Origin of the sequence: Sphingobacterium sp. N143, from assembly GCF_030325625.1 — a bacterium.
GTDB lineage: Bacteria > Bacteroidota > Bacteroidia > Sphingobacteriales > Sphingobacteriaceae > Sphingobacterium.
Map to the genome: position 1 here is coordinate 218,515 of NZ_JACAIS010000006.1, position 20,996 is coordinate 239,510.

At 47.5% G+C, this 20,996-nt stretch carries 15 protein-coding genes; 11 read left to right on the forward strand and 4 right to left on the reverse strand.

Features of this window, described 5'->3' with window-relative positions:
- Positions 1-71: 71 nt before the first annotated feature.
- Positions 72-2,588 carry a nitrite reductase large subunit NirB gene (nirB, locus tag HX021_RS13305; RefSeq protein ID WP_286590888.1) on the reverse strand — a complete coding sequence of 839 codons (2,517 nt, stop codon included), beginning with the start codon at positions 2,586-2,588 and terminating at the stop codon, positions 72-74.
- 199 nt (positions 2,589-2,787) lie between these two features.
- On the opposite strand from nirB, the gene cobA reads away from it, so the two are divergent.
- Entirely contained in the window at positions 2,788-3,549 is a 762-nt protein-coding gene (gene cobA / locus HX021_RS13310; RefSeq protein WP_286590889.1) for a uroporphyrinogen-III C-methyltransferase, read from the forward strand.
- A 38-nt stretch (positions 3,550-3,587) separates the two neighbouring features.
- Here cobA and HX021_RS13315 read toward each other — a convergent pair whose 3' ends face one another.
- From HX021_RS13315 to HX021_RS13325, 3 genes are all read right to left on the reverse strand, one after another.
- Entirely contained in the window at positions 3,588-3,944 is a 357-nt protein-coding gene (locus HX021_RS13315; RefSeq protein ID WP_286590890.1) for a cupin domain-containing protein, read from the reverse strand.
- A gap of 78 nt (positions 3,945-4,022) precedes the next feature.
- On the reverse strand, positions 4,023-4,811 hold the full coding sequence (locus HX021_RS13320) for a helix-turn-helix domain-containing protein (RefSeq protein ID WP_286590891.1): 789 nt from the start codon (positions 4,809-4,811) through the stop codon (positions 4,023-4,025).
- A 136-nt stretch (positions 4,812-4,947) separates the two neighbouring features.
- The gene (locus HX021_RS13325; RefSeq protein WP_286590892.1) at positions 4,948-5,544 is read right to left on the reverse strand and encodes a hypothetical protein; all 597 of its coding nucleotides are present in this window, start codon (positions 5,542-5,544) and stop codon (positions 4,948-4,950) included.
- A 360-nt stretch (positions 5,545-5,904) separates the two neighbouring features.
- Here HX021_RS13325 and HX021_RS13330 point away from each other — a divergent pair, with 360 nt between their 5' ends.
- The 10 genes from HX021_RS13330 (at position 5,905) to HX021_RS13375 (ending at position 20,987) form a co-directional block, all read left to right on the forward strand.
- Positions 5,905-8,076 (forward strand): right-handed parallel beta-helix repeat-containing protein, encoded by a 2,172-nt coding sequence (locus HX021_RS13330; RefSeq protein WP_286590893.1) that lies wholly within the window; start codon positions 5,905-5,907, stop codon positions 8,074-8,076.
- A 255-nt stretch (positions 8,077-8,331) separates the two neighbouring features.
- A complete protein-coding gene (locus HX021_RS13335) occupies positions 8,332-9,186 on the forward strand; it encodes a COG1470 family protein (protein WP_286590895.1) in 855 nt (284 codons plus the stop codon).
- A 31-nt stretch (positions 9,187-9,217) separates the two neighbouring features.
- On the forward strand, positions 9,218-10,207 hold the full coding sequence (locus HX021_RS13340; protein ID WP_286590896.1) for an ABC transporter ATP-binding protein: 990 nt from the start codon (positions 9,218-9,220) through the stop codon (positions 10,205-10,207).
- Complete coding sequence (locus HX021_RS13345) at positions 10,176-11,162, forward strand: ABC transporter permease (protein WP_286590897.1); 987 nt, start codon at positions 10,176-10,178, stop codon at positions 11,160-11,162. The genes HX021_RS13340 and HX021_RS13345 overlap by 32 nt, the downstream gene beginning before the upstream one ends.
- Before the next feature lie 260 nt (positions 11,163-11,422).
- Complete coding sequence (locus tag HX021_RS13350; protein ID WP_286590898.1) at positions 11,423-11,971, forward strand: RNA polymerase sigma-70 factor; 549 nt, start codon at positions 11,423-11,425, stop codon at positions 11,969-11,971.
- Between the two features lie 84 nt (positions 11,972-12,055).
- Positions 12,056-13,249 (forward strand): FecR family protein, encoded by a 1,194-nt coding sequence (locus HX021_RS13355; RefSeq protein WP_286590899.1) that lies wholly within the window; start codon positions 12,056-12,058, stop codon positions 13,247-13,249.
- Between the two features lie 179 nt (positions 13,250-13,428).
- Positions 13,429-16,950, forward strand: coding sequence for a SusC/RagA family TonB-linked outer membrane protein (locus HX021_RS13360; protein ID WP_286590900.1), 3,522 nt, complete (start codon positions 13,429-13,431; stop codon positions 16,948-16,950).
- Positions 16,951-16,961: 11 nt separating this feature from the next.
- Positions 16,962-18,917, forward strand: a complete 1,956-nt coding sequence (locus HX021_RS13365) for a RagB/SusD family nutrient uptake outer membrane protein (RefSeq protein ID WP_286590902.1) — start codon at positions 16,962-16,964, stop codon at positions 18,915-18,917.
- Between the two features lie 94 nt (positions 18,918-19,011).
- The gene (locus tag HX021_RS13370; protein ID WP_286590903.1) at positions 19,012-19,434 is read left to right on the forward strand and encodes an Ig-like domain-containing protein; all 423 of its coding nucleotides are present in this window, start codon (positions 19,012-19,014) and stop codon (positions 19,432-19,434) included.
- 95 nt (positions 19,435-19,529) lie between these two features.
- Positions 19,530-20,987 carry a beta/gamma crystallin family protein gene (locus HX021_RS13375; protein ID WP_286590904.1) on the forward strand — a complete coding sequence of 486 codons (1,458 nt, stop codon included), beginning with the start codon at positions 19,530-19,532 and terminating at the stop codon, positions 20,985-20,987.
- Positions 20,988-20,996 lie beyond the last annotated feature (9 nt).

Below are 20,996 nucleotides of genomic sequence, written 5' to 3' on the forward strand. Positions count from 1 at the left end.
TGATTTTTATTTTAAAGGTTTAGCGATTCTATGTAAATGATTTCATCAGTCCATGCTATTGCCCATGGCTTTTAATACGTTTTCAGGTTCCAGTCAGCGGCTTTCTTCTGGCCGCGCATGGTATCAAAACGTACCGATTCGTCCCGCTCCTCTGGAGCATTCACAAAATGGACAAAGCGTTTGCGGATTTCCGGATCTTCCACGGCAACTTTCCATTCACAGCGATAGCTGTCGACAAGCAGCTGCATGTCCTGCTCCCAGGTTTCCCCCATACCGAGGCTATCTTCGACCACAACATTCCGCAAATAGTCGATTCCGCCTTCCATCTTATTGAGCCAGGTAGCGGTACGCGTCAAAGGGTCGGCTGTACGGATGTAGAACATCAAGAAACGGTCGATGTAACGGATACAGGTCTCACTGTCGATATCAGCCGCCAGCAGCAGGGCATGCTGTGGTTTGCTACCACCATTACCACAGACATAGAGGTTCCAGCCTTTTTCGGTGGCGATGATACCAAAGTCCTTGCTCTGCGCCTCGGCACACTCACGTATACAGCCGCTCACCGCTGATTTTATCTTATGTGGCGCCCGGAGCCCACGATAACGCTCCTCTATTTTTATGGCGAAGGACACACTGTCGTGCAGGCCAAACCGGCACCAGGTACTGCCCACACAGCTTTTGACCGTCCGCAAGGCCTTGCCATAGGCATGTCCACTTTCAAATCCGGCAGCAATGAGTTCCTCCCAGATAAGCGGGAGATCATTGAGATGTGCACCAAACAAATCAATGCGCTGCCCGCCCGTAATTTTTGTATACAGCTTATATTTCTTGGCCACCTGGCCAATAACAATCAACTTGTCCGGCGTAATCTCCCCACCAGGGATACGTGGAACAACCGAGTAGGTCCCACCCTTCTGTATATTGGCCAGGTAACGGTCATTGCTATCCTGCGCCACATCATTTCCTTTGCCCAGGATCATCTCATTCCAGAGGCTAGCCAGCAAAGAAGATACCAGCGGCTTACAGACCTCACATCCATGCCCACGACCCAGGGCATCCAGCACCTGGTCATAGCTCTTCAGTTCATGGATCTTGATCAGGTCATAGAGTTCCTGCCGGCTCAGGTCAAAATGCTCACAGATGGTACTGCGGATATATTTTCCCTGCTGTTTCATCGTGTAGTTGACCAGGTCCTTCACCATCGGCACGCAGCCGCCGCAGCCCGATCCCGCTTTGGTGCATTTCTTTACCGCATCTGCATTTTCACAGTTCCCATTGATCACCGCATCACAGATCTGCGCTTTGGTCACCCCTTCACAGCTACAGATCAAGGCACCATCAGGCAAGGCTTCCAAACCTGTGGAGGCCGATTTGCTCGCCCCCTGCTCGCTCATCAGGAGCAGCTCAGGATGCTCCGCCAGCGGCATGCTGTTGTTGACCATCTGCAAGAGCATATTATAGCTTGTGGCCTCCCCCACCAGTATCCCCCCAAGCAGGCGCGTACCGTCGGTACTGACGTTCAACCTTTTATAGATCCCTTTGTTACGGTCCTCCAGCAAGATAGTCCGTGCATAGGGTTCACTGATAAAGGGATCCCCAAAACTGGCCACATCCACCCCCATCAGTTTCAATTTGGTACTCATGTCAAATCCCTTAAAGGACTTTTCTTCCCCCAGGATATGTTCGGCTGCTATTTCAGCCATCTCATAGCCCGGCGCCACCAGGCCATAGATCATATCATTGACCAGTGCACATTCGCCGATGGCATATACCGCAGGGTCTGAGGTCTGCATCTGCGGATTGACCACAATCCCGCCTCGCTCACCGATGGCTAGCCCTATTTTCCTGGCCAGTTCATCCCGCGGCCGTATGCCCGCCGATATCACCAGCAGATCCGTTTCGATGGATGAACCATCCTGAAAAGCGATTCCCGTCAGGCGTTCTTCTCCCAGCAATTGACTTGTTGATTTTTGCAATAAGCAGCTCAGTCCCAATGCTGCCAGCTTGTTTTGCAGGAGCAGGCTGGCGCTGTCATCAATCTGACGCGGCATCAGGCGGGGCGCAAATTCAATCACTGCCGTTTCTTCCAAGCCGAGGTCTACCAGCGCTTTGGCCGCCTCCAGCCCTAGCAGTCCGCCCCCCATGACGGTACCTTTTTTGACTTTAGCCGCATAAGCTTTGATCAGCTCCAGGTCTTCAATGGTCCGATAGAGAAACACCCCCTCCTTCTCCACTCCCGGAATGGGCGGTACAAAAGCAGCAGAACCCGTCGCAAAGACCAGGTAGTCATAGGGAACAATAAGCCCCTGTAATGAATGCACTTCTTTTTTTGATCGGTTTACATCAACAACCGGATCATTTAGATGAATTTTAACGTTATTTTCCGCATACCACTCCTCTTTTGACAAGAAAAGCTCCGCCATGGACGAAACTTTGAAGTAATCGGTCAGATGCACCCGGTCATAGGCACGGATTGGTTCCTCTGCAAACACAATTATATCCAGATTATCAGATTTATGCTTTAATTTTTCGCAAATCTTATTACCAACCATACCATTTCCGACGATAACAACCTTTTTTCTTTCCATAATTGCTGTTTTTTTTGATAAAAAATCAATTTACTGTTTTAACAACACTAATTTATGGAATAAAAAATTAAAAAATCAACATAAATATGATTTTTATAATATTTTTTCAAAAAAATCTCTACTAAAATCCAATAATTCATGATTTATATCAGATTTTTTAATAGATTTACATATAAATTTTACACAAAACCATAATAACATGAAAAAATTAAGCAAAACATCGTTATTTATTGTAGGATCTGGCCCTGGCGACCCAGAATTATTGACCATGAAAGCTTATAAAGCAGTAAAAAGTGCACAAGTTATCCTTTATGACAACTTAATCAATGAAGAAATCCTCCAAATAGCAAATAAAAACTGTGTAAAACACTATGTCGGCAAACATCCCTATGGAAAATACGTTCCCCAGGAAGAAATAAACGAGCTTATCCTGCATTATTGTGACCGCTACGACCGGGTGGTCCGGTTAAAAGGCGGTGATCCCTATCTTTTTGGGCGCGGATTTGAAGAATGGCTTACCGTACAGGGGAAAAATATTGCGGTTTCTTACATTCCGGGCATCAGCAGCATGCAAGGCGCGGGCATCAACGACATCCCTTTGACACATCGTGGCATCAGTGAAGGCGTATGGGCACTGACCGGGATGAAAAAAGATGGGAGCCTATCGGCCGATCTACCTCTGGCTGTCCAGAGCCGGTCTACTGTGGTGATCTACATGGGGATGCGCAAACTCGACGAGATAGCCCGCACCTATGTACTCTATGGCAGAGGAGAAACGCCGGCGGCTATTATACAGCATGCGAGTCTGCCCCAGCAAAAACAGGTATTGTGCAAAGCCAAAGATCTCGTCAGGGCAAGTAAGGAGCATGGACTTGGCCATCCAGCCATTATCGTCATCGGCGCGGTAGTCGATTTGCAGCATGCACACAGCCTGGCTGTCGCACATAGGTCTATTGTGTAAGCCTACTGTATGACAGACAGGCTGCAAATACCGTATTCTTACAGGATCACCACCTCTTCGGGCACGACAAACAAGATCACGCAGCCCGTATCGCTCGCCACGGCATGCTTAAAACCTGGCGGCGTGTAGAGGTAATCACCCGGCTTTAATAAGGTGTCGGCCACCGTCACCGCCCCCTCCAGGACAAACAGCTCTTCCCCCGCAGGGTGATTGTGATAAGGGTAACTTGCGCCAGCCTCAAATTTCAGGAGGATGCTGGACGACCTGCCGCTTGCGGGATCAGAGCGCAAGGATTTCACGAAAATACCCGTATAAGATATCCCCTTTTCGATGAGCGGCTTCCATTCAGCCTGCGCTGTCCGCACCAGATAGTTTTCGACTTTTGTATTCATCATTGTTTCAGTTGGTTTACACAAATAACCGCAATAACCGATGGCCAAAGAATAGACAATCCGGGAAAAAACATATAATATTTAGGTCAGCATCATCTTTTTATACGCTTTGGGGGACAAAGCCGTATGTTTTTTGAAGAAATTGGAAAAGTAAAAGGGGTCATTAAAGCCCAGCCTGTAGGCAATATCCTTAATGGTCAGTTTTTCGTAGTGCAGGAGGCGCTTGGCTTCAGAGATGGTGAGGCTATAGATCACATGCTGTGCGGTCTTGTCGGTATGCAGGCGTGCCAGTTCATTGAGTTTGGATTCGCTGGTCCCGAGCAGCAAGGCAAAATCAGCCACTGTCAGGCTATTGGGATAATTATCCCGCACCGCTTCCAGAAAGCGCAGAAACAGGGCATCGGGTTTCCAGATCTCCGCACCACTGGCGATTTTATGCCGGTTTATTTCGACCAGCAGCAGCTCGATCAAGGCATGGGCAGACAACAAGTATTGATATGGCCGTTCCTCCAGTTCCCGTTCCAGCTGGCTGAAGAGCTGATTGACGTAAGCCACGTTGCCCATGGTGATCACCTCGGTCATCCCAAAATGGCAGAACAGGCCATTGTGAAAGATAAGTTCGATATCATGGTCGTTTTTACAAAAATAATCCAGCGTAAAATCCAGGGCAAGCAGTTCGCCTGCTACTGCCTGCACCTGATGGTATTGCCCCGAGGTAATGGTCAGGAGCTCCTGCTCCGACAGCTGGTACAGCTTTTCATCGACCAAAACCCGGGCATTGCCCTCTGTGCAGTACAGGGTCTTATACCTGAGCACGCGCATGGGTGCTGCATGCCCCTCGCCCGTCATATACCGCTTTATACCTATCATAGCCATTATGTTATCCTACCTATGCGGTACTAAAATTAACGAAAATATAGGAAATCAAGCGCTACGTTTTACCGAATAGCATCCGGGGGGGGGGGGGGGCATATCATCCCCATTTCTGGCAGGCCGGCAGCATCCATTAGACCTTCACTTTGGGATCGATCCAGTAGGACACCGCATCGCTGTGGCTAAAGAATTCCATGGGCGTCACATGGCAGTCCATGACATCCTGGAGCCCATCCTCAGTGTAGCTGACGACCTCCTCGGAGGGGATCACCAAGCCCGTCAGTATGGCCCTCTCGTCGCAGCAGTGCAAGTCAGACAGCAGCACATTCACCCGGTTGCTCACCACCCATTGCTCCATTTCCTCTTTGTTGACGCGCCGCACCCTGTCGGCCAGGAAGCGGGCCTCCTCCACTTCCTTCTCCACGCTGTCAGGAAAGAAAATCCGCAGGAAGGCTTCATATTTGTCAAACTCCTTGATGCGGATCGCCTCATTGCGGAGGAATATCTTTTCACCGAGCTGTCCATGCCGGTCGATGTATTCCTTCATGTCGAGTTCCGTCAGTTCCCGATCAGACCAGCTGGCGAGTTCAGAAAGCGCAAAAATATCCGTACCATGCCCATCACAGGTATTGAGGTACTCCCAGACATCGCCCTGCACCACCTTGGGTTTCTTATGGTCCAGTACATTGTATCCTTCAGCGATCCATTCTTCAATTTGTTCCCTTCTCATATTAATCCATTTTTAATCCAACCTATACCATGCAAAGGATCAACAGCAGGTCGTCATGACCTGAAAAAAAGCCAGGTCCATCGAGACCTGACCTTCTAACTAAATTATCCTTCCATATGGATACTAAAAGGACAATCCTCACTTCTAAATAGTTTCCAAAAAAAACGCCTTACAGTTCCGTCTTCTCCTTGTTGACTTACCGGATTTACTCAATCAGCAAAGCGCATATTAGCGTACTTTCATCATATCCTAAATACTTTTCGGTATCTCCCGCATACCGCTTACATACCATTTTTTTCCTGCAAACAACCTCTTCAACGACCATATTTTTGCAGTATGTACAATTTAAATCAATAAAATATGGCAAATCAATTTTTAATCAAGAAAACAATGGCAGATATGAAGCATCTGCTCGCAAGTGAGATCGAAGCATTGAAGCAAGGAACTTACGAAGGCGTCCAGTTATTAGGTTATTATGAAGCAGGTGATACCCCAGCATCTATTGAATATTATTTAACCAATACAGGACTGGACAACAAAGGTGATACTATAACAACTGGCTCCATTATACTTAAAACTAGTTTCGAAGGTAAGGCAATCGATGCTTTATATTATGGGTTATCCAGCGTTGTAGCGACAAATAACAATCAAGAACAATTACAGCATTTATTTAACAGCAAGGCGATATCTATCAATCTTCCTAAAGGCGTAACGGTGGAAGTCTCTACAACTTTAGAAATCAATACTGATAATTGTGTTATCCAAGGTAATGGCTTTATCCTTAAACAGAAAGACAATTCTGGCATGCTTGGAACAGGAAATGGAGGAATTCCAATTTTACAGCTTAAGGGGCATGGTATTAAACTGTATAATATGACCATAGATGATAATATAGACAATAACTTTGTCCTAGAAAATGGTTATAAGATACACGCTTGTATCCCTTCTACAAATCCTTCAGGAAGTTCAAAATATTACGGGCATTCTGTTATAGGTGTAAATGGTGACGACATCTTGATTGATGGTGTTACCATCTTAGGCGCCAGCTGGGCAGGTATTTCAATAGGTCCCTGGGGAAGTAGCACTAAAATTAAGAATCCAAAAGTTGTCAACTGTAGAGTTGAGCAAACTTACAGAGACTCTATTAGTGTGCACTCTGCTGATAATGCTTTGATAGAAAATAATTATGTGCTAAATGCTGCACATCATATGATACACAATTATCGCAACTGCACAGGGACCCGTATTACAAATAATAAGTGTATTCAAAATTTTGAAGATCTATATATCTGGCACGATAATTTTGATCCCTCGGTAGGAGAACGTGCTGCTATTGTTGTAGACCATGTTTCTTACGCAGATAAAACTGAGAACACAAGAGTTGACAATAATTATATTTCTTCTATTTCTCCAGAGGGTTTTAGAACAGGGATTACTTCGCAAGGATGGCCAATAGGTTTAATCATATACAATAATACGATTTTAAGATGTTCAAATGGAATTTTCTTAACCAATGGATTACCTAGAGGTGTGGCATCTGTATATAGCAATACAATAAGAGAATGTATTGGAGGTATTAGAATAGCTTCTAATTTTGGAGGACAAGTAGGTGGAGTAACAACACCACAAGTCGTAAATTTAAATGTCGTAGATAACGAAATAGATGCCATTACTGATGCAATCATATTTCAAGGCACCCAATCTCAAATTTTGAACTTCTATAATAAATTAAATCTAAACATATTAGCTAATAAAATTGTAGGGGCACCTGTTAATGCTTTCAAACAGGACTTTAACTTTGGATCCAATACTACGACTAATAAGATAAATGTTTTGTTCGGAGAGGGTCAAAATAAAAGTACCGGATTGATAACGACAGCTACCCCTACTAAAACTGAGGTCAACGGCTCCTTTAATTTAAAAATAGAAGATTATTATTCTGTTAATAAGGATACCATAGTCTGGACCCAAAATATGGTGCCGGCTCAATACTATAAAATTGCAGAATTTAAAATAAGAGATGGCCAACGGATAGCCGGAGAAGTAAAAATGTTTGATAACAGGATGAATGTCGACACATGTAGACTTCATTTTATGATTAAAAGTGCTAACGTTATATCTACACTCGAAAGCTCCACTCCCACCACTAATAAAACTTTAATAACCTCTAATATATATTGGGTAAGAACCCCTTTAGACAGCAATGGTCTATATACTTATATGTTATTTATAAAGGGGGTTGTGAAAGACAGTAATATAGCTGCAACATTTAGCGATCTGTTTATTAGCGGATCTCTTGCAGACGAAGATGTAAAATTTATTAAATCTGCAGCTGGTATAGAGAGTCTGCCTACAGGGACAGATTTTTTAACTGTTAATCCTGCTATCAGATCGTTTAATCAAGCAGCAGCTTCTTCTGACACATCCGTGCCACCGAGCGCTACATACAGCCAAGCAGAAGTACAGGAAATACTTGTAGAGCTTCGGGACTTAAAAACAAAGCTAAGAAGTGCGGGCATCCTGGCAACTTAGCAATTCAAATAAATACACATTATCAACATATGGGCATTCTATCTACTGGAATGCCGCATATGTTGATTAAATAGTTTCCCCGCCCCCCGTAATTTAAACACATTTTTTACAATTGTTTTTTTGCCACAGGCTTGATTTTTATCGGAGTGATTTTTAATTTGGACCTGGTTTCTTCAAAAAAGGCTAATCGTGCCAGAAACCAACATTTTTTAAAAGCTAAATATTCATTTAAATATAAATTTTAGTTATTGGATCATGTTCACAACAGTACTAATTACAAACACACAACGACCGTTATCTTTCAAGGCATTTATTACTGCCGTATTTGTGCTGGCCAACAGTTTTTACCTGTCCGGGCAAGCCCTCAACCCCAGCAAGTCCAACTTTGAAGCCCGGCTGCTCAACATCGAAGCGCCGAGCAATGAACCCTTCCGTTACAGTACCACGCTGACCAATGGTACTTCGCAGACGCAGATCTACAACCTCAGCGCACAGCTGCCCACGGGTTGGCAGATCAGCTACCGTGTGGACGGGTCGCTGGTGACCTCCATTCAGATGCAGCCGGGCAAGGTGCAGGAGATCGGCATCGAGATCAGCTGTCCCATCAGCGCCAAACCCGATACCTATAAGATTCCGCTGAAAGCCAGCTCCCCCACAGACAACCTGGCGCTCAACCTGGAAGCCGTGGTGAAAGGCTCCTATGCCCTCGAGTTCAGCACCCCCAGCGGGCGGCTCAGCGACGAGGTGGTATCCGGCAGCAGCAAAGAGATCCTCCTAAAAGTCAAAAACACAGGAACACTCCCGCTCAACAGCCTGGAGTTTAGCTCACAGCTCCCCAGCCGATGGGAAGCGACCTTCACCCCCGCCAATATACAGCAGCTCGAAGCCGGCAAATCGATGGATGTTAAAGTCAACCTGCGCGTGCCCGACAAGACCATCGCTGGCGACTACGCCGCCAAATTTGATGTAAAATCATCCAACAGCACAGCGGATGTCTCGTTCCGTATGATCGTGAAGACCTCCCTGCTTTCGGGCTGGATCGGCATGCTGATCATCCTATTGGCCATCGGGCTGGTGTATTATCTCATCCGCAAATATGGAAGAAGGTAAGCGAGTTGAACCCACAAAAAAGACAGTCAACATGAAGGATCCTATTATTCAACTGACCGGCCTCAGCAAAAGCTATGGTCCCACCAAAGCCGTGGACGCCCTGGACCTGACCATCTATCGGGGTGAGATCTTCGGCCTGCTCGGTCCCAATGGTGCGGGCAAGACCACCAGCATCCTGATGATGCTGGGCCTCACCGAACCCAGCTCCGGCACAGCGTATGTCTGCGGACATGATGCCACCCGCAACCCCATCGCCGTCAAGCGCAAGGTAGGCTACCTCCCCGACAATGTCGGTTTCTACCCCGAGATGACGGCCCTGGAAAACCTGACATTCATCGCCGAATTAAATGGCCTGGCAAGACCCCAGGCCCGCAGCCATGCCCAAGATATGCTGCATACCGTGGGACTGGAGCAGGACATGCGCAAAAAGACCGGTGCTTTTTCGCGGGGCATGAAACAGCGCCTGGGCCTCGCCGAGGTGCTGATCAAAACACCCGAAGTCGCCATCCTGGACGAACCTACCCTGGGCATAGACCCCAAGGGTGTGGACGAGTTCCTGGAGCTCATCAAGCGGCTCAGCAAAGAGCAGAACCTGACCGTACTGCTCTCCTCGCACCACCTCCATCAGGTGCAGCGCGTCTGCGACCGCGTGGGGATTTTCGTGGGCGGCAAGCTGCTCACCCAAGGCTCCATTGACAGCCTTGCCCAGGGCCTCCAGCAGAAAGAAGGCGTCACCACCCAGATCAGCCTGGAGAACAGCCAGGGCCGCAGCAGCCAGTTTGAAGCAGCCCTACAGGCACTGCCGGGCCTCCGTCAACTTTCGGTGCATGAAGAGCACATCGAGCTCAAGACCGAGCAGGATGCCACGGCCGAGGCCGTACGCCTCCTGGTCCAGCAGGGCGCCAATATCATCGCCGTGCAGCGCAATGACTATGCACTGGACTACATCTATAACACCTATTTCGAGCACCGTAACACCATCAATGACCATGAGAAATCCACTGGTATCATTACCAAATAACCGTCCGTCGGTACCGATCCAGGTATTGATCAACAAGGAAATCGCCACTCATATCCGCAGCTGGCGCTTTATCGTGCTGATCCTGCTGATCGTACTGACCTATGGCGCATCACTTTACATATCGTCCACGGGACTGAAAGATGCCGTCAGCAACATCAAGGATCCGGACAAGTCCTTTCTGTACCTCAAGCTGCTGACGACGACAGACAACAGCATCCCCCCGTTCCATGTTTTCCTCAATTTTCTGGCACCATTGCTGGGGATCGCCCTGGGCTTTGACGCCATCAATGCCGAATACAATGGGGGCACGCTGACGCGGCTGGTGGCACAACCCTTGTACCGCGACAACCTGCTATTTGCCAAGTTCCTGGCCCCACTGATCGTGGTGTCAACACTGTTTGTCGCCCTGGTGCTGCTGATGATCGGAGGTGGCCTGCTCGGCACAGGCGTACGCATTGAAGTCCAGGAGGTCCTGCGGATCATGGGGTTCACCCTGATCAGTGTGCTCTATGTGGCCTTTTGGCTGAGCCTGTCGATGCTCCTGTCCATCCGGTTCCGGCAGCCCGCCACCTCGGCGCTGACCGCCATCGGGATCTGGCTTTTTTTCACCGTGTTTTTCCCCATCCTGGTCAACCTGCTGATCAGGCCCTTCCTGCCCAACCCCAATTATATTTCGGAGCAGGAATACCTGAGCTATAACGAGCTTATCTTAAATCTGATGCGCCTATCGCCGAGCCAGCTCTATACCGATGCGACCACCACGCTGCTGATGCCTTCGGTCCGCAGCCTCGGTCCGATCGCCATGGAGCAGATGGTCGGAGCCATCCCGGCCCCACTTTCCTTCCGGGAGAGCTTTTTGATGGTGTGGCCACAGATCAGTGGGCTCACGGCAGCCATGATGGTCTGCTTTGCCTGGGCCTATTCCATTTTTATGCGCCGCGAAATACGCAGCTAAAGCCCGACAGCAAAAAAAAAGAAGCACCCTAGTCTGGGGGACAAAGGGTGCTTTTTGCCATTTTTTTTACCTAAATTTTATGAGACCTCAGAATGGGGATGGATTGATATGGTACAGTGCGGCAGTTTAAGCGCAAACGTTTTCGAAAAAATAAGGCCGCCACAACCCCTTCGCAAAAAAAAGGCGAGCATATTTCCCTATATTTATACCGTGCTCCTCGAGCTCCTGTTATGTCGATTTCTTAAAACATCATAAATCCGTTGGAAAACTTGCAGATCGCTTTACCATACAATATTGAATCGCTTTTTCAGCAATATTACAAGCAGCTTTGCCTCTTTGCGAACAATATCCTCCATGACCAGGCTTTGGCCGAGGATGTTGTGCAGAGCTTTTTTGCTGGACTTTGCGAGGGCCGCAATATCCTGCCGGAAGATGATCATGCACGCAAAGGCTACCTGTTTATTGCCATCCGCAACAACTGCCTGAAACACATTCGGAACGAAAAAATAAAGAACAAGTACATCGATCAGCTCGATGCCGACATGATCGAAGAACAGACCGTCATGGATGCCATGATCCAAGCCGAAGTCATCGACCAGCTGATGAAAGCCATCCACCAACTACCACAGGGCTGTAGACAGGTCTTACATATGGCCATTTTCGATAAGCTCTCCAACGATGAAATCGCCCACAACCTGACCATTTCCATCAATACCGTCAAAAGCCAGAAAAAAAGAGCCATCCAGCTCCTCAGAGCACGTCTGGATGCTAGCGCACTCGCACTTTTATTATTTTTACTTACTGACTAACAGCATTTTAAAAATTTTTTAATTTTTCATTCCATCCTTTTACATTTCTTTTGGCTCTTCCCATTATACAGCCAATCGAAAAACATGATGGATCAGCAATCTATACTCGTAGACTTCTTAGTCAAGCACTTTAGCGGGACACTGAGCGAAGCCGATGCACAGGCCCTCCAAAAGATCCTGGAAGATCATCCTTCCCTGCGCCAACAGTGGGAGAAACAGACCCGTCAGGGCCTCAAATCCAGCGACGCCGCATTCTGGAATAACCTAGACCTGGATCAAGCAAGGATCAACATCCTAAATTACCAGCAAGTCACAGCAGCCAGCCCCCTTTTAGCACAGCGAAAAATACGAAAGATCGGCCTCTATACAGGCATCGCAGCCAGCCTACTGGTCTTCATCGGAATCGCCTTGTTCCTGAATAGGCCAAACATGGATAAGCAGATCGTCGCCGATCAGACCCATCAGTATAAAAACGATGTTTTACCCGGTGGACAGAAAGCCACCTTGACACTTTCCGATGGCAAAGTAGTCGAACTGTCCCATCAGCAGGCTACCCTACAGGAAAAATATGGCGAACAGCTCCAGATCACCGACGGACAGCTGCACTATAAGCCAAGCAACCAGCAGGCCGAACTTGCCAGCTTAAAAAATACCCTGACCGTACCCGAATCCGGGTTCTATCGCATGGTGTTACCAGACGGCAGCAAAGTCTGGGTCAATTCAGCTTCCGAACTCAGCTACCCATTGGCCTTCAGCAAGACGAGCCGAAACGTAATGCTACGTGGTGAAGCCTATTTTGAAGTGACCCACGACCAAAATCGTCCCTTCATTGTCAGCACCACACATGGCGCGATTAAAGTGCTGGGCACAAGCTTCAACCTCAAGGCTTACCACAATGCCATCTCCAATGTCACCCTGTTGAATGGCAGTATCGAATTGACCAACGAAAACAAGACAAGCAAGCGCATTGTACCGGGACAAAAAGTAGAATTCGACGGTCGTGACATGCGCGTGTCACAAGCCAATATTGAAAAAGAAACCGCCTGGCGGCAGGGTTACTTTTATTTCGAGCACGATCAGATCCCAGAGATCATGGAACAGCTATCACGCTGGTATGGCATCAAGGTCGTCTACCAGGGCCCGATCAGCAAGAAAACTTTTGGGGGCAGCATCAGCCGCAGCGTGAGCCTGGCCGAAGCCCTGGAGCTGATCAAACGTGGAGCCGGCCTTGAATTCGAAATCAACAAAAAAACAGTTACCGTAAAAAACAAGGACTAAAAAAAGATAAACCAATTATTAAAGACCAAAGGAGGATCAAAGGATGATTTAAAGATTTACCCAACCAACACGCTTGGTGCTGCATCATTCAGCAGCGCCTAAATGATGATGTCCAGTAGCGGACCGACGGTCCGTACTTGAACTAAAACCAAAAAAAACCAACCCTATTACTGAAAAATATGAATTACTTTAACAAATGTAAAGATTACCTGTTCGGGAGTCGAATGACCGAACCCAACTTTACACCCCTTATTTCAAAAAAGGTCAAAGCAACCTTATTTCTGGGCTTGCTCTTTACCTATGGCGTATACGGTAAGACCGAGGCACAGCAGGTCACTCTGCATATCAATAAGGGAAACCTAAAATCGGTGTTGACAGAGATCAACAAACAGACTGGCTATCATTTTTTTTACGATGAAAGCCTCTTTATCGACCTCAGAAAGGTAGATGTCAATGTCTCCAACCAAAAACTGGGAAATGTCCTCAAAGAACTTTCAGACAAGCTTCCCCTTCAGTTTGAAATGCACAAAAACCATGTTGTCGTGCTGCCAAGTGCACAGAAAAAAAACGTTCAACAGCAACAGCATACGATCAAAGGCCGATTGACCGCTGCTAAAGACGGCAGGCCCATTGAAAATGCGACGGTCAGTTTAAACGGCAGCAGCACACGGACATCATCCGATAGCAATGGCAATTTCACCCTATCATCGGCCCAAGCCGAGGGTAGCCTGACCATCTCGCACCTTTCCTTCAAACCACAGACCGTGCGCTTCAGTAGTGCAACAGCCAATAGTCTGTCCATATCACTTGAAGAAAACGACAGCGCTTTGGAGGAAGTTGTGGTTGTCGGCTTTGGCACACAAAAGAAAGTCAACCTCACAGGAGCCATTTCACATGTCGGCAAGGAAGCCTTTGAAAATCGGCCGGTCGCCAATATCGGTCAGGCCTTACAGGGCCTAGTCCCCAATCTGAACATCACCTTCGGAAACGGTTCGCCCAACAGTACACCCGGATTTAACCTGCGGGGCGGTACCTCCATGAGTTATAATCAGAACACCAAGGTGTTCGAATCCGTGAACGGTGACCCCCTGGTTATCATAGACGGGGTGGAGAGCTCCACGGCTGCCCTGAATCAGCTCAACCCAAATGACATCATGGACATGTCTTTTGTCAAAGATGCCTCTGCAGCAGCGATCTATGGTACCAAAGCGGCCTATGGGGTCATCTTAGTCCGCACCAAACGAGGAGAGTTCAATCAGAAAGGCAAGATCGCCTACAATTTCGATTCCAACTTTGACACACCTTCAGGGCTCCCCGATATCCTCAATGCCTATGAGATCCAGAAATCAGGCATGGACAGGACCTTATGGACGAATGGCAAGCCTGGTACCGCCGATGAAAAGAAACTGGAGATGATCCAAAAATATATGGATAACCCCACGCCTGAAAACGCCTGGTACCAAGAGGGAAACAGCATCATTTGGGTCGCCAATGTCAATCCATTTGAGGAAGCGGTCAAAAAATGGACGCCGATGCAAAAGCACACCCTCAATCTCAGCGGTGGTGCCGAGTCCATCAACTACTATATTTCCGGGGGATTGCAAAACCAGTCCGGTATGTACAAGATCAATACCGATAAGCTGAAACGCTACAATGCCCTGATGAATATCAATGCCAAGGTGAACAACTGGTTCAGCGTGTTTGGAAAGATAGGTTTTGACCAGACCAACTTCAACAGCCCCTACATCGTTGGTGGTAAAGGAAGTATCTGGACAGCCATGATGGGCGAAACGCACAAGAACATCAATATGCCCATCCAAACCGGGCCAAACGATCCTTTGCCCAATGCCTATACCGACAACATCCTTTCCTGGCTAAGCTATGGGGCCAACAATCAGTCCACGGATAGAAGGGTATCCTTACTGATCTCGCCCGAATTTACCTTAATTCCCAATGCACTGAAACTAAAGGCAGACCTCAGTTATCAACCGCAATCGTATAGCCTGAGCCGATACAGTCCAAAGTTCAACCAGATCGTAGACTCTTGGCAATATACCGCCCAGCAGGCCGAGGCCGCGGAAAACCGGGCCTATTTTGACAACAATAACACCAACAAATATTTGGTCAACATCTATGCTGACTATAAGAAGACCTGGGCAGAAAAACATCATTTTTCTACTGTGGTAGGGTACAATCAGGAGCAGACCAAGTTTAATCAGATCACCAATACCTTCCGGAAACTGATCTCTCCGGATATCCAGAACCCCGATGCCGCTGAGGACCCATCATTGCATACGGTATACCGCAATGCGTATACACTTGCTGGACGTGCTGTATTTGGCCGTGTGAACTACAACTATGCAGAAAAGTATTTCATTGAGAGCAACCTGCGCTATGACGGCAGTGCCAAGTTTACCGAAAAAGACCGCTTTGTCACCTTTCCTTCCTTCTCGGCCGGATGGCGGATCTCGCAGGAGCATTTTATGGAAGGTACAAAAGGCTGGCTCAACGAACTGAAGCTACGCGGAAGCTGGGGAAAACTGGGCAATCAGCCCTCATCCATCTATCCATATCAGGCCACCATGAATACAGGCAAGGCTCCTTACCTGATCAATGGGCAACAGATCGTCTATATCGATCCCCCAGGACTCGTATCGCCCTACCTTACTTTTGAAAAAGCCCGCACCTGGAACATTGGTCTTGATGGTACCTTGCTCAACAACAGGCTCGATGTGACCTTCGAATATTACAACCGCAAGACCACCGATATCCTGACCGATGGCAGCGCTTCATTTCCGACGACACTGGGGACTGCAGCACCATTGGAAAATTCAGGTATCCTCGAGACAAAAGGATTTGAGCTTTCATTCCTCTGGAAGCAGAGCATCAATGCGGACCTCAGATATCGTGTCGGTATTAACCTATCCGACTACCTGACCAAAGTACAGCATTATGCCGCCAACACCAGCATGATGATTACCAACTCTGCGGGCAGGGAGGTCATGTATGATGGTAAGACCATCGGCGAAATATGGGGTTACCGTACGGGGGGTATATTGCAGGAAAGTGACTTCGCAGGACGAAATGAAACCAATGGTAACTGGATCTACAATGGCGCCTATCAGGGCACGCTCTATCCAGGTTATATCTGGTATCAGGATCTGGGCGGCCCCGAAGGGATCCCAGACGGTAAGATAGATGCTGGATTGAATACCTTGACCAATCCAGGAGACCGTGTCGTCATCGGAAATTCCACACCACGGTATCGCTTTGGCATCACCGGAAATGTCCAGTATAAAAATTTCGACCTTGATTTCTTGTTTCAAGGTGTATTGAAACGTGATATCTGGGCAGGCATATCCTCATACTGGGGTGGTGGAGCCGGATCACAATGGATGTACGAACGATCCTGGACACCTGAGCGTACAGATGCGGAGTTTCCCATGTATGGCTCTTCGGTAAGCGTGCAGGACCGGTACCTGATCAACGGTGCCTACCTCAGACTGAAACAGGCCGTACTGGGCTATACCTTACCCAATCAGCTGACCAAACGATTTGGTGTCGAGCGGTTACGCTTCACCCTTGCAGGTTACAATATCTTTGAAGTCACAAAAATACCAACAGTTTTTGATGTCGATCAGATCTCTGCCGACTATCCACAAAAGCGGTCCATTGCTTTTGGTGCCCAAATTGTCTTCTAACCATTACTACTATGAAAAAAAATATATTCAGATTAATCGTCATTGCTGCAGCCTCCCCCCTCTTGCTGGCACAGTCTTGTAACGATAAATTTTTACAGCTGAGTCCAGAAACCGAACTGTCGAAGGACAACTCATTAAAGACTGAAACCGAATTGACGCTGTACCTCAACAACCTCTATGGCCGTTATATTCTGGGACATGGCACAGTCTGGGCAGATGCCAAAGTCAACCCCAATGTGGTCGGGGGCAGTCATTTACTGGCCAGCGACTTTATGACCGACAATATGGTTCGCTATGGCAATATCAGCAGTATGCTAGACAATACCTTTATTCCACCAAATTCCGGTACTTCGGTGGATTGGACATGGGATGACCTGCGTTCGGTCAATTATTTCATCCAAAACTACCGCAACGCATTGCCCGATGTCAATAACGACCCTACCCGACTGAACAAATATCTTGGCGAAGCCTATTTCTTTAAGTCGATGGATTATTACCGCAAGCTCATGCTGTTTGGCGATGTGCCCTGGCTGTCCACTGATCTCAACATCGACAGTAAGGAACTGTACAAGCCTCGGGATAAACGCACTGTGGTCGCTGACTCGTTGATGAAAACCATTGATCTGGCCATTGCGGGACTAGAAGGCGTCACTGGTGGTCCTGATGGGCGCATCAATCAGGACATGGCCCTGTTTTTGAAAGCACGCATAGCCCTGTTTGAAGGTTCGTTCCGCACCTACCACAGCGAGCTCTCTTTACAAAGCACGGCAAAACCTTTCCTGGAGGCCTGTGTGGATGCCTGTGAAAAAATCATCGCTTCGGGCCGGTATCAATTATATGCCACAGGCGACACCCCCTACTGGAAACTGTTTACCTTCAAGAAGGACCCCAGCTCCGACGGCAACAAGGAAGCTATACTGGCCCGGGTTTATGACGGTACCGTGGTAGGCCATGCCACCCAGCGCTATTGGGACCAGAACAACAGCCTTGGAGGAGCCAGACCTGCCGGTGGAGCGACGCGTGGTCTTATCGATGAATACCTATGTATTGACGGGAAACCGATCTATTCTTCGGGATCTGCCGGCAACTACACCGCCAACCCGCTATTCAAAGGCTATGATGGCCTATGGTCCGAACTTGAAAACCGCGACCCGCGCCTGAAGCAGACCATTAATTACCCGGGTGAAAACCGATCCCTTTTTAACAGAACGGACGGGACGACCAGTCTTGAGAAAAATGGTATCACCTATCCACGGCTGTCCTATAATGTGGGCGGCGGTACAACTGTAACCGGTTACCTTCCCATCAAACATTGGATGGGTGACCGCGCCGAAAATGAAGCGACGACAAATGGTCAACAGACAGCGATCGAATTCCGCTATGGCGAAGTTCTGCTCATGTTGGCTGAAGCCAAGGCCATCTTGGGCACCCTGACACAGAATGACCTGGACCGGACGATCAATCTGTTGCGCCAACGTGCAGGATTCGACTTCGCGAAATACCCGAGCAGCAAACTCGAGCTGGGCAACCTCCCAGCGGACCCCAGGCTTGATGAAATCTACGCCAGCAAACTTGATTATGCCGTTAGTCCCATCATCCGTGAAATCAGAAGAGAGCGCCGTGTAGAAATGGTACTGGAAGACCGCCGTTACGAAGACCTGATGCGCTGGAAAGCCGGTAATCTGATGACCGTTCCCCTGCGCGGCATGAAATTTACAGCCGAAAAAGGAAAACTGTACGATGGTACCCATACCGCCAAACCTATTATCGCGCTCAAAGAAGAAGTCAATAAAGACATCTTTTTGGATAATGATGGCTTTATCATCGCCTACCCGAGGAGTGCCAACATCAGCAATGGTACCGCCCTGTGGGCAGACTACCGCTACTATTGGCCGTTACCTCTATACGATCTCACTTTAGATGGCAATCAGCTGGTTCAGAATCCGGGATGGTTGGGCGCAAAATAATATGAATATATAAGAAATAACAATATGAAACCATCATGATTTATTCAAACCGAGTGAAACGAGTTCATGAATACAACTAAAAAACAAATCATGAATGAATAATCGCACTGGGGAAAGAATAAATCTGATAGCTTCATCACAATTGAAAAACAAATTTATACAGATGAAAATTAAAGCATATATCTACCTGTCGATTAGCCTACTAGGTGTAACTATGGGGCTGAGCGCCTGCAAAAAGGACCTGGCGCCCATTAAAGACAATCTGACTGTTCGGGAAGCGGTACTTTCGGGCGGCTTCATGCAGATTCCGGTCAAAATCGGAACGCCGCTGCAGATCAATCTGGCGGTCAATCCCGGAAACCGCACCGTCACCGAAGCGACCTATAGCAACAAACATCCAGAAATTGCAACGTATAGCAGTACGGGCTTGGTTACGGGCTTAACCGTCGGCAAAGATACCGTCACCATACGGTCTGGCGAACTGAATGTATGGTATATTGTCGATGTGACGAACTAATCATCAGCATACTGATCAAAAAACTATGGCAGAGATGACCATCGTGTAAATTTAGTATATGCATGAACAATTATAAATTAAATACCATAAAAATTATGAGAAAACAAACAAAAAAATGGATGCAAATCATTCAGGGAATTGCGTTATCCACCACCGTCCTATCACTTTTTTTCGCCTGTTCAAAACCTTTGGTAGAGCAAACTGTACCAGAAACTCAGCGATTAAAGGCTTCGTCGAATGGAACTATAGACACCTCCCTGGCCAACCTTAAATTTGTCAGCAATCCCGTCAATCTCAACATCATTATGTTTGTACCCACGGACAATCCAGCTTTACCTGACTACAAAACTAGGTTATCGCAGCTATTTGTCCATTTCCAGGACTGGTTACATAACGAAATGGAACGCTATGGCTACAGCAACTACCTGGGCCTGGCAAAAGATTCCACTGGCTTGGTGAATATTATTGAAATTCCGGCCGCGGGCGCTCAAGCAGACTACCCCTATAGCTCCTCTATATCAGCTGGTAAGATTATCAATGAGATCAATGCCTACAAAACCAGCCATCCAAACGAATTTTCATCCAACAATCACTATTTAGTCCTTTTACCGGCAAGAACAGACGGCGATAATAGCCAGCCCTTCTATGGCTATGGCAAATACTGCTTTGCCGTAGATAATTCGTCCATGTCCGTCAACGGAATTCCAAATCCAAGCTCCAACTACCTCGGCGGCATGCTGCATGAGCTGGGCCATGGATTAAACCTCCCCCACAACCGTGCGAAGTATGTCAGTGAAGAACCCACCTTGGGCACCTCGCTGATGGGAAGCGGCAATGTGAGCTTTAGCAAGGGACTGCCTACTTTCCTGACCGGTTCTGATGCGGCCATTCTGAGCAGAAATGAAGTTTTTCAACCGGCAGTGCCGACAGCTGCTCCTTATCAGGCACCGAGTTATTCCATACAACCGCAATTTGCCATTGACAACAGTCAGCAAAAAATCTTTATCAGCGGAAATTATACATCCAATTTGCCTGTGAGCGAGATATTGGTCTATATGGATCCCAACGTGAACAACGAAGGTACCGGAGCCAACAAAGATTACAACGCCGTCACCTGGAAATTTGCGCCAGTTTCCTCTGGGGGCATCCAAGGAACCATAGACCTCAATGAACTCTATTACAAAGGCAATACACCCTACGAACTCAAAGTAAAATTATTATTGCAAAATGGATACACCACATCCAATGTTTACGATTTCAAGTATGTCAACGACCTCATGACGACCAATCAAGATTCGGTGTATACCTATTCCAATGCCTCCTATGCCGGTGTGAAAGGCAGCTTTGGCCCGGGGCAATATACCACATCAGATTTATTGGCAAAAGGCCTGACCGACAATAGCATCTCTTCCATTAAAGTAGGGACAAACGTTAAAGTCACCTTATACAATGGGAATAATTTTACCGGCGACAGCCTCGTGGTGACCTCATCGTCTTCCTATCTCTCGACTTTCAACGATAAAGTCTCATCCATGAAAGTACAAAACCGTTAGGGAGGGCCG